The organism is Marinobacter salinexigens, assembly GCF_008370345.1.
In the GTDB taxonomy this organism is placed as follows: domain Bacteria; phylum Pseudomonadota; class Gammaproteobacteria; order Pseudomonadales; family Oleiphilaceae; genus Marinobacter; species Marinobacter salinexigens.
Window position 1 is genome coordinate 84,466 of the sequence record NZ_VTUU01000002.1, and the last position, 13,456, is coordinate 97,921.

Below are 13,456 nucleotides of genomic sequence, written 5' to 3' on the forward strand. Positions count from 1 at the left end.
GTGTTAAACTCCTGCAGCATTGAAACCTATCAGGCAGGAGTTTTACCTTGATCCGCTCGTTTTACTGGCATGACTACGAAACCTTCGGTGTGGACCCGGTCCATGACCGCCCGTCCCAGTTTGCCGGTATCCGTACCGATGCGGATCTGAATATCATCGAAGACCCCCTGGTCATGTACTGCAAACCAGCAGACGATTATCTGCCATCTCCCGAAGCTTGCCTGATCACAGGAATTACCCCCCAGAAGGCACTGGAAGACGGGTATCCCGAGGCCGAGTTTATTGCTCAGATCAACGAAGCCTTCAGTCAGCCGGGAACCTGTGTGGTCGGCTACAATAGTCTCCGTTTTGATGATGAGGTCACTCGCCACACACTCTATCGCAATCTCCGGGACCCTTACGGGAGGGAGTGGCAGAACGGAAACTCCCGGTGGGACATAATCGACATGGTGCGGTTGACCTATGCGTTGCGCCCGGATGGCATCAACTGGCCGAGAAAAGAAGATGGCAGCCCGAGTTTTCGTCTCGAAGAGCTGACCGTGGCCAATGGTATTGCTCACGAAAGTGCCCATGATGCGATGTCCGATGTGGAAGCCACGATTGCGGTTGCGCGGCTGATCAAGGAAAAGCAGCCGAAACTGTTCGACTTTGTACTACAGAACAAAGACAAGCATTCCGCACGGGGAATGCTGGATACCGGCACGATGAAGCCGGTCTTTCATATTTCGGCGAAATACCCCGCCAGCCGGGGATGTTGTGCGCTGGTGGCCCCTGTTGCAGAACACCCCACTAACAAGAATCTCGTGATCGTCTACGATCTTCGGGAAGATCCCGAAGAATTGATTCAGGCATCACCGGAACAGATTCGTGAGCGAGTGTTTACCTCTCAGGCAGAGCTGGGAGAAGGTGTGAGCAGATTTCCCCTGAAGGGCGTTCAGTTGAACAAATGCCCGGTGCTGGCCCCGGCCAACATGCTGTCCACACTGTCGAAAGAGAGGCTGTCTGAGTTGGAGTTGGATGGCAATCTGTTGCGTGAAAATCTCGCAAAATTGCGTAAGGCCACAGACCTGCCTGCACGTATTGCACAGGCCTTCGACCAAAGCTTTGAGGGCAGTGATCTGACGGATCCGGATGAGCAGCTATACGCTGGCGGGTTCATGAGTAAAACGGATCGGGAGAAACTGAACTGGCTGGTTCAGCAACCTGTTGAAAGTCTTGGCGAACAGGATGTGCGCTTCGACGATGATCGGCTGCCCGAAATGCTGTTCCGATACCGGGCGCGGAATTTCCCGGGCACCCTGATTGGGGAGGAGATGGAGCGCTGGGAGTCCTTCCGATCTCAACGGCTTATGCATCCGAAGAAGGGATGGCGGTCCCTGGAAGCGTATGGACAGGAGCTGCAACGGCTCGCTGCCGACCCGGAACTGACTCCGGAGAAGCAACAGATTCTCGAGGATCTTCATCTGTATGGGGAATCGTTGATTCCTTACATGTGAACTACGCATGGGGACAGACTTAAGTCTGTCCCCATATCTACTCAGCGTCGTTTGGTGAAGTAAACGCTTAGCCCTTGTCCGGTCAGGCTTTGTACTTCGTTGCCCAGCGCTTCCGCCTGAATCTGTTTCTGCACAGGAAGCGTTGCCAGACTGTGGCCGTCTGTATCCCGGGCTTTGATCAGTTTCCAGTCCACCTCATTGCTTACCAGCCCCATCAGTTCCCGGAACTGTGCTGTATCCTGCGGCTGGAACCAGCGATCACGACATCCGCCAAGGGTGTAGAAATCATCATCGGCCAGCAATTCCTGCCAGACGGAATCCTGGCGGTTAGTCATCACCATCCGGCGTAATTGCTTCAGTGCACTCCGTGTTGGCTGGAGCCCGTGCTCGGCAATCAACCGGCGGATCTGTCGGTCGCCTTTTGTCTGTTCCGCAATACTGGTGTGCATGTGAACCACTGCGCCGGTGCCCGTAGCCTCAGAAACCAGAGCGGCGAGAGACAGTTCGGTCATGGCAGGGGAGGGCATTCGGCCAACTTCAATCCAATGAACCTGATGGCCGTCTGCGATAAAGTGCTGGGCGATAGACCAGGGCCAGAACACAATATTGTTCAGGTCCATGTCTGCTGCCATCCGGGTTGCCCTGGCAATGTTTGCCAGGGACTCGTCGACCGCAATCACCTCTACATCATCAAGGTAGCGGGCCAGTTCCATTGCCCTTTGCCCGGACTGGGCGCCGCAAACCATGATCCGCAGTGTCTCCGGCAGATGATCGGTGCCAAGTTTAAGCTCCGAGGCCATCAGGCGCTTCAGGCTTGATCCGGTTCGATAGGCCAGCTGTGACCATGTGGGCCATGCCTGAGGAACATCGACTTTGTCCAGGCAAAGTTCGTCCGCCTTCTCATCAAAGTTCTGTTTAATGGCTTCTTCGCTTGCACGGTCGTAGTAGCTGGCGGCAAGCAACGGCTGAAGGCCCAGAGGCCAATCCGTCAGAGCCCATTGGCCTAATTGCACGGCAACGTCCTGGTGGAACAGGGCTCCGTACATGGCACTGATTATCAGAGATCCGGCCAGGGCGTCTTGAGGTTCGCCCATAGCGAACTGCGCCTTGAGGCTTTCGTTGATGGCCAGAATCAGGCGCTCTTCATCATCTTCTGCACACAGTGCGAAACCGGTCCGGTTGGCGTACTCACCGATCGCCAATGCCAATGCCTGCAGTTCGTCCCGCAGCTCGACTGTATGAGCTACTTCTGCCAGTACCGCACGGCGCAAGAGGGCAACGAGCTCTTCGATCGCAGGGTTGGGCATCAGTGTTTTCTGCAGGGCCAGAATCAGTAACTCATCTTCTGACGCCGCCTCCAGCAGGATCTGGGCATCCGGGTTGTCCAGATCATATTGCTGATGGATGATGGCTCCGACGAATCGGCCAAGTTCCTGATGGGGTAAGCCTGGACGGCTGAGAAGCGCAATGGCATCCAGCGCCAGTGCTGAATCTGCTTTCTTCACTTCAAGGTGCTGCGCGCAGGAAAGCATACCGCTGTAGACAGATTCCCACTCGGCACCGGTCTCGAGAAGCTTGCGGTAGTGGAGGTACGCAACGTCGAACTGGCCCTGAAGCCTCTTGGCATGTGCCACACCACAAAAAGCGGCCGCCGATTGCCGGTCGAGCTCCAACGCTTGCAGGAAATACTGTTCAGCCAGAGCAGGGCGTTCGGTCTTGAGCGCCCAATAACCGAGGTTTGTGAACTGTTGAGGCTGCTCGGGGTTCGCATCCAGGCTCGCATTGAACAGTTCCTGAGCTTTGTCGAGCCGCCCATCGTCCATCTCAACCCGCCCCAGCAAACCCAGAGCCATGGCACTGTTCGGCTCCAGTTCGAGTGACTGCTGCAGGTAACTGCGGCATTCTGCCCGAGCCTTCAATCGGCTGATGTGGCTCAGCGCCGGATCGTTTGAAACCCGGTAGGCCTCGTTAGCCTGGAGCAACTGCCGTGCGGCATCGGCCTGCTGGCCTCTGGTTTGCTGAATGTGATGCTGTGCTTGCATGGGACACCTCTTGGAATCTGCCGTTTAATGGGAGCGGCAAAAATCTGCAGTTTTGACGTTCGTGCTGCTGTTATGGAGGGATATAGCGAAAGGCGTGCCAATGAGTAGTCACTGCGTTGATTTCGGTGCCTGTGTTAATCTATGTGATAAGTCGACAGTGAGAATGGATATGGCGCAAGAGCAGGATGTTCGCTGGTTGCAGCGATTTGAAAACTTCAAAAAAGCCTACAGACAGCTGGATAGTGGTATTGCGCTGTCCGCTTCGAGAGAGCTCTCGGATCTGGAAAAGCAGGGGTTAATCCAGGCCTTTGAATATACCTATGAGCTTGCCTGGAATGTGCTCCGTGATTATTTGCGCTGGCAAGGTAATGCCGACATCGTGGGTTCCAGGGATGCTATTCGGGAAGCGTTTGCCAGCAGTTTGATTGAGGACGGCGAAGGTTGGATGCGAATGCTGAAGGACCGAAACCGCACCTCCCATACCTATAATGAAGAAACAGCTCGTGAAATTCTGAATAACATTGTGGGGTCTTATCGGGCGCTGTTTGAGAGCTTGCAAAACCGAATGAATGGGGAGGCTGAGAAGCATGGCCTCGCCTGAGCTCGTTGTAACTGATGAAAGTGTTGGCCTTCCGCCCTATGTGATGAAGCAACTGAAGGTGGTGTTGGAGGCGCATAAAACGGTCGAGGCTGTAACGCTGTTTGGCTCCCGGGCTAAGGGTAACTACCGTCCGAATTCAGATATTGATTTGATGCTGACTGCGCCGGACCTCTCGTGGGAGGAGTTTACTCAGATTGAATGCGAAGTGGATGAGTTGTTGCTTCCCTGGAAGGTAGATCTTGTTCTTGAGCATCAGGTTGATAACCGGGCGTTATTAGATCACGTAACGCGGGTAGGAATTCGGGTAAAATAAAAATGGCCGGGCAATTGCCCGGCCATTTTGTCAGGGCGTAAAACTTAACCCTGGAGCAACTGCAGAACCTGCTGTGGGCGGGCATTTGCCTGGGCAAGCACGGAAAGGCCGGCTTGCTGGAGTACCTGGGTGCGAGCCAGCTCCGCAGACTCTGCTGCGAAGTCGGCATCCTGAATCCTGGAACGGGCTGCCGACAGGTTTTCGGACGTGGTGCTCAGGTTTGCAATGGTGGATTCCAGGCGGTTCTGGACGGCACCGAGGTCGGCACGGATCCCGCTGATGGTTTCCAGAGCGGCGTCCAGAATAGAGAGTGCGCTGGTTGAACCTTCAACAGTGCTGATGTCGACTTCGGCAACGGTTTCCGGTTCTGATCCCACGGCTACGCTGGCAGTTGCATTGTTGATAATGCTGCCTGATCCCGCCGTTGCGGATGAGGATACGGCAAAGCTGACGGCTGAATCGAATGTCAGCTCGCCGCTTGCGCGAATGCTGTTCGCTGCCCCGCTGGTTAGCGGTGTGGCCGCGGTATCTGCGCTACCCTGGAAATTGACGGTATTGAGAGTCGCATTAGTGGTGAAATCTTCAAGAACGATATCACGACCATTTTCCTGAATAAGGGTTAGTGTCCCGTCTTTTACCTCGGCTGTAATCCCTGTCTGGCCACTCGCGGCGTTAATTTCCCGTGCTAGGGGGGACAGATCGTTAACATCTGAAATCTGGGCGGAGATTGTAGATGTTTGGCCGCCACTGCCGAGTGTCATGGACACTGTTCCAACGCCGCCCAGTGATGAGAGCGTTGCGGTGGTGCGTGCGTAGGCTGTTACACCGGTGGTACTTGCCGTTGCATTGATCGCTGCAGCGATTTCCTCAGCGGTGTCGCCAGCCTCTACAGTCACATCCTGGCTGTCCAGGGAGCTGGAGATCGTGACCGTCTGTGCTCCTATCGTATTTTGAGTAGGGGCCGGAGCGGCTTGAGCTGCTGTGGCTGAACCTGTTCCTTGCTCCGCGGTCGCGTTTGCCTCGCTAACGGTGTTGTTGGCGAGTGAATCAACGCGGGTGCCTGTGATGGATACGGATATCGTTTGGTTTTCGTTGGCTCCGGCCTGGAATTTCTGAGCCTGGAACGTGCCATCCAGAAGCGCGAGCCCGTTGAATTCAGTGGTCGTTGCGATTCTTTCCAGCTCGTCTTTGAGCTGATTTACTTCTGCTTGCAATGCCTGGCGGTCTGAGGCTGAGTTGGTAGCGTTTGCAGACTGAACGGCAAGTTCCCGCATTCGCTGGATAATGTTGCTGGATTCTCCTAGCGCTCCCTCAGCAACCTGGGCCAGAGATATACCGTCGTTGGCGTTTCTGATCGCCTGATTCAGGCCTCGTACCTGTGAGGTAAACCTTTCTGAGATGGCAAGCCCGGCAGCGTCATCTTTTGCTGAGTTGATACGCAAACCTGACGACAGTCTCTGAAGAGTCGTGTCTGCATCACGCTGAGATGTATTCAGGTTGCGCTGTGCATTGAGTGATGCAATGTTGGTGTTAATGATTTGTGGCATGGTTTATCTCCCTGCTCCTGAAAGCCAGGATCAGCGATTAACTCTGGATTTCGCGGATGCCGGCAAAAGAATGTCGTTTGCAGGAATAAAGGCGAAGTGTGTGCCATCGATAAAATAATTAATTAAAAACAGATAGTTGTTTTTAGCGCTGGGCTTGAGTGACGGATCGTCGGTGGCCTGCTTTGCCGATTCTTTGGCACAATGAAGGCAGCGAATTGCCGGTTTTACATTCCTTTACAAAGTTTCTTTAAATTTCTCTAAAGGTCAGAAAGCTGGTGCCGTTAAGTGGAGTAACAGGGCGGCGCTACCAACCAAAAAATCGGGCGCCAGACCTTTTCCATGAAATAACGACATATGTCGAAGGGGAAGTACTATGGCTCTCGGTATCAACACTAACGTCGCATCTCTTAACGCTCAGAACCAATTGGGTCGTTCTCAGAGTCTTTCTGATCAGGCTCTGCAGCGCCTTTCTTCTGGTTTGCGGATTAACTCGGCAAAAGATGACGCGGCAGGTATGGCAATTTCCACCCGCTTCGATGCGCAGATTCGGGGGCTGACAGTAGCTCAGCGTAATGCCAATGATGGTATTTCACTGGCTCAAACTGCTGAAGGTGCTTTGAACGAGGTGACTAATAACCTTCAGCGTATCCGTGAACTCGCAGTACAGGCTGCGAACGGAACCAATAGCACTGAAGACAAGGCGGCTCTCCAGCAAGAAGTGACCGATCGTTTAGCGGAAATTGATCGTTTGGTAACTGACACAAGCTTTAATGGTGTTCAGGTTCTGAATGGTCCGGCGACCGCTATCGATTTTCAGGTTGGTGCTAACAGTGGCGAGAAGATCTCTATTGATCTGAGCGGAAACAAAATGGATACAACCACTCTGACGGTGAATGGGCTGGCTGTAACTGGGGATAATGCGACTATTGGTGCGGAGATCGATAAGGTTGATGCTGCGCTGACTAAAGTTAACGAGTTCAGAGGTAAGTTGGGTGCTGTTCAAAATCGATTCGAGAGTACAATTGCTAACCTGGGTACCTCGATTGAAAATATGAGTGCGGCTAATAGCCGGATTCTGGATGCGGACTTCGCGGCAGAGAGCGCCAAGTTGGCTAAGTCGAACGTGCTCCAGCAAGCAGGTATTTCTGTTCTGGCGCAGGCCAATGCCCGTCCTAACCAGGTTCTGTCTCTCCTGCAGTAATTGAGACAGCGCGGTGATCGCCGGCCCTTTCCGTAAGAGAAGGGCCGGCTTAACGCCGTTTAGAGGATAGCGAGGTAAAGCTATGAATGACGTGAACCTGAATGGCTCGGGCTTGAAGCTGGTAACAGCCGGTGGGCAGGCTTCGGCGCGGGCTGGTGCGTCTCCTCAGAACGAAGGCAGTAATGCCCCCGCTCAAGTTGCTGGTTCGGGAAGTCCGGCTGGCGTCGTGCAGGTTTCCAGGGTGCAGGATGCATCGGAATCCGCGAATGCAAAAGGCAGGTCGGCTGAGCATCTGGACCAAGCGGTGTCCAGGCTCAACGACTATGTTCAGAGTGTTCGGCGTGATTTGCAGTTCGAGGTCGACAACGACCTGGGAGAGACGATTGTGCGAGTCGTTGATCAGGAAACCCAGGAGGTCATCCGTCAGATTCCTGATGAAGTGGCATTGAGGTTGGCAGAGAAGTTGCAGCAGGATGAACCGCTGACGTTATTTAACATAGAGGTCTGAATCTCATTGCCGCCTTGTCGGCAGCATGTTAAGTGACGGTATTTCGGCGCCGCCGCACCCTGGCAGGGTCCGGCGGCGTGCCCGTTTAAGTGCGCGGAAATTACGTTTCGTAACATTTTATTTGCTGCTTGAGGCAAAGTTTTGCCGGTTTTTGCCGTTAACCTTATCAAGTCGCAGAGACGCCTTTCAGGAGGCAGTTACCATGGCATCCATATCATCGCTCGGGGCAGGTTCAGGCCTGTTCACAAATGATCTTGTGAATCAGCTTGTCAGTGCGGAGCGTGCTCCAGCGGAACTGCGGCTGAATCAGCGGCAGGCTGAGGCTGAAGCTGAAATATCCGCATACGGTAAAATCAGCAGTGCTCTGGAGGCTTTGAAGGAGCCGTTGGATGCTTTGAGCGATATTGACAGCATGCGTGCCTTTGTTGGTTCGAGTTCCAACGAAAGCGTCGCCACAGCTTCTGTTGATGTGTCCAGCGCCAGCCGTGGTTCTTATAGCTTGGATGTTCAGCAGTTGGCTCAGGCCCAGTCTCTTGCGTCCGCTAGTTTTGCCGACAGGGATACCACAGCGGTCGGCACCGGCACCCTTAGCTTGAATGTTGGCGGCACCGTAACGGATATCACCGTTGATGGGTCGAATAATACCCTCGATGGGCTTGCGGCCGCGATCAATGATTCCAATGCGGGGGTTTCTGCCAGCGTTATCGATACCGGCTCCGGATTCAAACTTGTGTTGTCTGCGGATGAAAGCGGTACAGCGAATGCGGTGCAGGTTTCTGTGACGGATAGTGACGGAGACAACACTAACGCCTCCGGCCTTTCTCAGTTTGCGTTTGATGGCGTCACCAGCAACATGCAGGAGACGGTTGTTGCCAAGGATGCGATCTTCAACATTAACGGCATCGAGGTGACTCAGCCGGGGAATACGATTGAAGGTGTTATTGATGGTGTAACGTTCAACCTGTTGTCCGTTGGTACCTCGGTCGTCAAGGTTGATCAGGATCCGGATGCTGTTACCGAGCGCGTGCAGGCATTCATTGATAAGTTCAATGAATTGCAGGATGTCGTTAGCTCAGTTGCAGGTTTTGACTCCGGCTCCGGAGTCGGTGGTGTTCTAAGTGGCGATTCTGCTGTGCGGAGCATTCAGAATACTCTGAGAGGTATGCTGACATCGATTCCGGCTGGCCTGGAAAATTCTCCGATCCGTACATTGGGCGATATTGGTATTACCACGGATCCGTCGACCGGGAAGCTCGAGTTTGATGAGAGCTTGTTTAAGGATCAGTTGCAGGGTTATCCCGATAGCCTGACGACGCTGTTTGCTGAAACAGATAGCGGGGATGGGATCGCCGCTAAAATGGCAGTGTCTCTCGACGGTTTCCTTAAGAGTGATGGGCTTCTGGATAATCGCACTGATGGGTTGAATAAAACCCTGGAGAACATCAGTGATCAGAGAATCAGGCTGGATGATAGAATTGCTTCATACGAAGAGCGCTTGATAAGGCAGTTTTCGGCTGCTGATTCTCTGATAGCGCAAATTCAGAGTACGGGGAATTATGTATCCCAGCAGTTGGCGGCCATTGCGCCCCAAAGCTCTAGCGAATAACCGTTAACAGGCAGGATTGGTTAAGGTCACTCGACAAAGACTTGGCCATTTGTTGAAAGAGGTTTGATATGAACGGGTTACAGGCATACCAGCGCGTAAACACCCAAACCAGTATCACCGACGCGGATCCGCATAAACTGATCCAGTTGCTGTATAACGGTGCTATTGAGCGAATTAACATGGCTAAAGCCCGGGTCCAGGCTAAGGACTATGAGGGCAAAGGGAAGCTGCTCAATAAGGCGATTGAGATCATCGGCGGTCTTCGTAGCTTTCTGGACTTCGAGAAGGGCGGCGATCTGGCGGTTCGGCTGGAGGGACTATATGACTACATGGAGCGCACTTTGCTTGAGGCGAGCGCCAGGAATGACGTGGCAAAGCTTGATGAAGTTCTCGACCTCCTGCGCTCCATCAAAGAAGGCTGGGACGGCATCCGCGAAGAAGCCATCCAGCAGCCCAATCATACCGCAGGCTAACCTCCTTCCTGTCCGTTTGTTCTGGCCCCGCTGCTTTCGTCGCAGTGGGGCTTTATAGCCATTCCCCCCGCCATCCCGTACAATATGCGCCTTATTTTCGATACATCCATTCTGTTCAGTCTGGAGCAAGGGCATGTCAGATATTAAAAAGGTGGTGCTGGCCTATTCCGGTGGCCTGGATACTTCCGTAATCGTTCGGTGGTTGCAGGATACCTATAACTGTGAGGTGGTGACCTTCACCGCCGATATTGGTCAGGGCGAGGAAGTTGAGCCGGCGCGTGCGAAAGCCGAAGCGCTGGGCGTTAAGGAAATCTACATCGAGGATCTGCGCGAAGAGTTTGTTCGCGACTATGTGTTCCCGATGTTCCGAGCTAACACCATCTATGAGGGTGAGTACCTGCTGGGTACGTCCATTGCCCGTCCTCTGATTTCCCGTCGTCTGATTGAAATCGCCAACGAAACTGGCGCAGACGCGATTTCCCACGGTGCGACCGGTAAAGGTAATGACCAGGTTCGTTTCGAGTTGGGTGCCTACGCGCTCAAGCCGGGTGTGAAAGTGATTGCACCGTGGCGTGAGTGGGATCTGAATTCCCGTGAGAAACTGCTGGCTTACTGCGAAGAGCGCAACATTCCGGTTGAGATGAAGAAGGGTAAGAGCCCGTACTCCATGGATGCCAACCTGCTGCACATCTCTTACGAAGGCATGAACCTGGAAGATCCATGGTCCGAAGCCGAGGAAGATATGTGGCGCTGGAGCGTGTCTCCGGAAGCCGCTCCGGATAAGCCGACCTACGTCGAGCTGACCTATCGTAAAGGTGACATCGTTGCCATCGATGGTGAAGAGATGAAGGCGCACGTTGTTCTGGAAACTCTGAACAAGCTGGCGGGTGCCAACGGTATTGGTCGTCTGGACATCGTTGAGAACCGTTACGTGGGCATGAAGTCCCGTGGCTGCTACGAAACTCCGGGCGGAACCATCATGCTGCGTGCACACCGCGCCATTGAGTCTATCACTCTGGACCGCGAAGTGGCTCACCTGAAAGACAGCCTGATGCCGCGTTATGCGGAAGTGATCTATAACGGCTACTGGTGGTCTCCTGAGCGTGAAGCGCTGCAGGCACTGATCGACAACACCCAGGAATACGTCAACGGCACCGTTCGTCTGAAGCTCTACAAAGGCAACGTCGATGTTGTTGGTCGTAAGTCTGAGGATTCTCTGTTCGATGAGAAGATCGCAACCTTCGAAGAAGATCAGGGCGCCTACAATCAGAAAGACGCTGAAGGCTTTATCAAGCTGAACGCGCTGCGGCTGCGTATTGCTGCCGGCAAAGGGCGCAATAAGCTGTAATCAGCGTTGCGCTTTGCCTCTCGACGCCCGGAACTCTCCGGGCGTCTTGCGTTTTACGGCCTTGAATTTTCGGTGGAATGAGGTCGTTTCGCTGTACCCTAATCGAAGAGCGATTTCGGGAATCGGCAAGTCGCTGTTAAGCAGATAATCCTCCGCCATTGTCATGCGAACCTCATCCAGCAGCTTCTGGTAAGACACCTTTTCCTGGCTCAGCTTGCGTTGCAGCGTCCGGCTCGTCATTCCCAGCTCTTCGGCCACCATGTCCTGCCGGGTAATGCCGTGCACCAGCTGCTTCTGGATGCTGCTTTTGACCTGGGATGTAAGATCGCTGTCTGTATCCAGCGAAGCTAACTGGGTGAGTGCATGGGCTTCCAGGGTTTTGCGGAGCATTGGGTCGGGCTGGCGCAGTCGGGTATCCAACAGAGCTTTCTTGAGACTGACGCTGTCCTCGCTGGCGCCAAAATACACCGGGCAATTCCATCGCTCCTGATAGGCCTGTTCGTATTCCTTGCCGGGTGACTGGCGCTGAAGCATCACGGAGGTGGGGGAGGCGGTCCGGTTGTCAGCCAGCCAGCGGGCGTACGTGATCCATGAGGAGAAAATGTTGTCGACCAGTTGTGGGCGCACAACCGGGTCGTTGTAGTTGCAGTGCCAGGATAGTTTTATCTCGTCGCCGCTCACGGAAAGCCGGGTTGTTCCCATATCGCCCACGAGTCGCTCAAAAGGGGCGATGCGAGCAACCGCTTCGCCAAGCGTGGCGCAGCTCATGGTGATATAGCCCAGTACGCTGTAGGTGCCGGGCTGTACGAAATCACCGGTTTCCAGCCCCAGTATGGGGTTATGGGTTTGCTCGACAAGAAGGTGAATGAACTGTTGGAGCTGGCGCCCGTCAATACGGCCGTCGTCACTGTTCAGGGTGGCCTGGTTGAGGCCAGAACTGGTCAGGAGAGCGCTGGTATCGATACCAGAGGATTCAGCCGCCCGAACATATTGTCGCAGGGCAGAAACCGAGGCTGTTCCGAGGGAGGTCATGGCTACTTCGCTGTTGTTAGAGTCATTGTAGCGAGAGTATAAAATAAAAAGGCCAGCTAAGAAGCTGACCCCAAATTAGGAAAGAACGAAAGTGCCTGAAAAATTCGTTAATCCGGTGGATTGTGTCCCCATATGGCGGCGGAGGTACTACTCGGCTCCTCCGCCATGGGGGATACTGCTTAAATCCACAATTGCAGAATAAGGCTTTCGGTCATCCCTGTCTGTTTGTGAAGTGTGTCCCACTGTTACAGAGTGTTCGTTTTTTGGCCAAGGGTGCGTCAGGTTTCCTCGCGAATCTCCGGCGACGTTTCGGTAAACCTTCGGGTTTCGTAGGCGTCGACCAGCCCCTGAACGGCGGTACGCTCCACGCACTGAACCGAGGGAGTGCCGTTCTGTGCATCCGACCGGCAAAGCACCATGCCGGCTTCTACCGAGACGTATCCTGCGGTCGTTTTCAGGGCCTTGTGGTTAATGCCGTCGAAAACGCGACGGAAGGCTGTTGTGGTGCAAAGGTCGCTGTTCGGGAAGTAGGCGATGATGACGTACTGGTTGTCGCCCACACGGCAGAGCACATCCAGCGGGCGGATGAGAGTGCTTAGCCGGCGTGCGATGCCCACTGCCAGTTCGCTGATGACGGTAGGAGGGTGCTGCCGTTTCAGTTCCTGCCAGTTGCGTATTCCGCAAAGAACATAGGCTGACGATCCGCCCCGGGATTCGGCATGGCGTAGCATCTTGCCCAGCTGCTCACGGCAGTATTTGCTGTTGCACAGCCCGGTTTCCAGATCAATGATGTTGGTTGCTTCGAGTTCGCGGTTGTTCTCGATCAGCAGCGCGTTCGCCCGTAACAGCGTATTCTGGCGGTCAGCCATTCTATCTGCGGCGTAGATGCGGGGGATCAACTGTTTGGTCATATCCGATTTGTAGATAAAATCGTCCACACCCCGGTCAAACGCCTCAGAAAGGGCTTCGACGCTTTCCTTTGCAGTGAGCAGGATAACGTAGGTGTAATGGTTATTCTGCTCATCGTGCTGCCGAACCTGGTCAGACAGTTCCAGTCCATCCATTTCCGGCATCAGCCAGTCAGCGATCAGCACACTCACGGGGCGCTGCTCCATGAGTTCCAGTGCAGCCAGGGCGTTGTTGGCAATGCGTACGTCGCGATATCCGGCATTTCGCAAGGTACGGCCAACCACCATACTGCTGAACTTGGCGTCATCAACGACCAGGATGGGTAAATCCAGGTTTGGCATGATCAACTTCTCATCAGTCCATGGCCGAATGCGATGCCC

12 protein-coding genes are annotated in these 13,456 nt (G+C 54.1%); 8 read left to right on the forward strand and 4 right to left on the reverse strand.

What is annotated here, in order from left to right; genetic code table 11:
• Positions 1-47: 47 nt before the first annotated feature.
• Complete coding sequence (gene sbcB / locus FWJ25_RS04855) at positions 48-1,496, forward strand: exodeoxyribonuclease I (protein WP_149599145.1); 1,449 nt, start codon at positions 48-50, stop codon at positions 1,494-1,496.
• Positions 1,497-1,537: 41 nt separating this feature from the next.
• Here sbcB and FWJ25_RS04860 read toward each other — a convergent pair whose 3' ends face one another.
• A complete protein-coding gene (locus FWJ25_RS04860) occupies positions 1,538-3,538 on the reverse strand; it encodes a tetratricopeptide repeat protein (RefSeq protein WP_149599146.1) in 2,001 nt (666 codons plus the stop codon).
• 169 nt (positions 3,539-3,707) lie between these two features.
• Here FWJ25_RS04860 and FWJ25_RS04865 point away from each other — a divergent pair, with 169 nt between their 5' ends.
• Positions 3,708-4,139 carry a nucleotidyltransferase substrate binding protein gene (locus tag FWJ25_RS04865; protein ID WP_149599147.1) on the forward strand — a complete coding sequence of 144 codons (432 nt, stop codon included), beginning with the start codon at positions 3,708-3,710 and terminating at the stop codon, positions 4,137-4,139.
• Entirely contained in the window at positions 4,126-4,452 is a 327-nt protein-coding gene (locus FWJ25_RS04870) for a nucleotidyltransferase domain-containing protein (RefSeq protein ID WP_149599148.1), read from the forward strand. The genes FWJ25_RS04865 and FWJ25_RS04870 overlap by 14 nt, the downstream gene beginning before the upstream one ends.
• 44 nt (positions 4,453-4,496) lie before the next feature.
• On the opposite strand, the gene FWJ25_RS04875 is transcribed toward FWJ25_RS04870, so the two are convergent.
• The gene (locus FWJ25_RS04875) at positions 4,497-5,999 is read right to left on the reverse strand and encodes a flagellin N-terminal helical domain-containing protein (RefSeq protein ID WP_149599149.1); all 1,503 of its coding nucleotides are present in this window, start codon (positions 5,997-5,999) and stop codon (positions 4,497-4,499) included.
• Positions 6,000-6,372: 373 nt separating this feature from the next.
• On the opposite strand from FWJ25_RS04875, the gene FWJ25_RS04880 reads away from it, so the two are divergent.
• From FWJ25_RS04880 to FWJ25_RS04900, 5 genes are all read left to right on the forward strand, one after another.
• The gene (locus FWJ25_RS04880) at positions 6,373-7,200 is read left to right on the forward strand and encodes a flagellin domain-containing protein (RefSeq protein ID WP_149599150.1); all 828 of its coding nucleotides are present in this window, start codon (positions 6,373-6,375) and stop codon (positions 7,198-7,200) included.
• A gap of 82 nt (positions 7,201-7,282) precedes the next feature.
• Positions 7,283-7,708, forward strand: coding sequence for a flagellar protein FlaG (locus FWJ25_RS04885; RefSeq protein WP_149599151.1), 426 nt, complete (start codon positions 7,283-7,285; stop codon positions 7,706-7,708).
• A gap of 25 nt (positions 7,709-7,733) precedes the next feature.
• Complete coding sequence (gene fliD, locus FWJ25_RS04890) at positions 7,734-9,314, forward strand: flagellar filament capping protein FliD (protein WP_306462852.1); 1,581 nt, start codon at positions 7,734-7,736, stop codon at positions 9,312-9,314.
• Positions 9,315-9,382: 68 nt separating this feature from the next.
• On the forward strand, positions 9,383-9,787 hold the full coding sequence (gene fliS / locus FWJ25_RS04895) for a flagellar export chaperone FliS (protein WP_149599152.1): 405 nt from the start codon (positions 9,383-9,385) through the stop codon (positions 9,785-9,787).
• A 133-nt stretch (positions 9,788-9,920) separates the two neighbouring features.
• Positions 9,921-11,135, forward strand: a complete 1,215-nt coding sequence (locus tag FWJ25_RS04900; RefSeq protein ID WP_149599153.1) for an argininosuccinate synthase — start codon at positions 9,921-9,923, stop codon at positions 11,133-11,135.
• On the opposite strand, the gene FWJ25_RS04905 is transcribed toward FWJ25_RS04900, so the two are convergent.
• Together FWJ25_RS04905 and FWJ25_RS04910 are read right to left on the reverse strand one after the other, a co-directional pair.
• Positions 11,136-12,167, reverse strand: coding sequence for an AraC family transcriptional regulator (locus FWJ25_RS04905; protein WP_149599154.1), 1,032 nt, complete (start codon positions 12,165-12,167; stop codon positions 11,136-11,138).
• Between the two features lie 278 nt (positions 12,168-12,445).
• Positions 12,446-13,417, reverse strand: a complete 972-nt coding sequence (locus tag FWJ25_RS04910; RefSeq protein WP_149599155.1) for a response regulator — start codon at positions 13,415-13,417, stop codon at positions 12,446-12,448.
• Between the last annotated feature and the right edge of the window lie 39 nt (positions 13,418-13,456).

Bases quoted from the DNA above. Each gene is read 5' to 3' on its own strand.
- FWJ25_RS04860 (WP_149599146.1), bottom strand. From the start codon at position 3,538: ATGCAAGCACAGCATCACATTCAGCAAACCAGAGGCCAGCAGGCCGAT.
- FWJ25_RS04865 (WP_149599147.1), top strand. From the start codon at position 3,708: ATGGCGCAAGAGCAGGATGTTCGCTGGTTGCAGCGATTTGAAAACTTC.
- FWJ25_RS04870 (WP_149599148.1), top strand. From the start codon at position 4,126: ATGGCCTCGCCTGAGCTCGTTGTAACTGATGAAAGTGTTGGCCTTCCG.
- FWJ25_RS04875 (WP_149599149.1), bottom strand. From the start codon at position 5,999: ATGCCACAAATCATTAACACCAACATTGCATCACTCAATGCACAGCGC.
- FWJ25_RS04880 (WP_149599150.1), top strand. From the start codon at position 6,373: ATGGCTCTCGGTATCAACACTAACGTCGCATCTCTTAACGCTCAGAAC.
- FWJ25_RS04885 (WP_149599151.1), top strand. From the start codon at position 7,283: ATGAATGACGTGAACCTGAATGGCTCGGGCTTGAAGCTGGTAACAGCC.
- fliD (WP_306462852.1), top strand. From the start codon at position 7,734: ATGTTAAGTGACGGTATTTCGGCGCCGCCGCACCCTGGCAGGGTCCGG.
- fliS (WP_149599152.1), top strand. From the start codon at position 9,383: ATGAACGGGTTACAGGCATACCAGCGCGTAAACACCCAAACCAGTATC.
- FWJ25_RS04900 (WP_149599153.1), top strand. From the start codon at position 9,921: ATGTCAGATATTAAAAAGGTGGTGCTGGCCTATTCCGGTGGCCTGGAT.
- FWJ25_RS04905 (WP_149599154.1), bottom strand. From the start codon at position 12,167: ATGACCTCCCTCGGAACAGCCTCGGTTTCTGCCCTGCGACAATATGTT.
- FWJ25_RS04910 (WP_149599155.1), bottom strand. From the start codon at position 13,417: ATGCCAAACCTGGATTTACCCATCCTGGTCGTTGATGACGCCAAGTTC.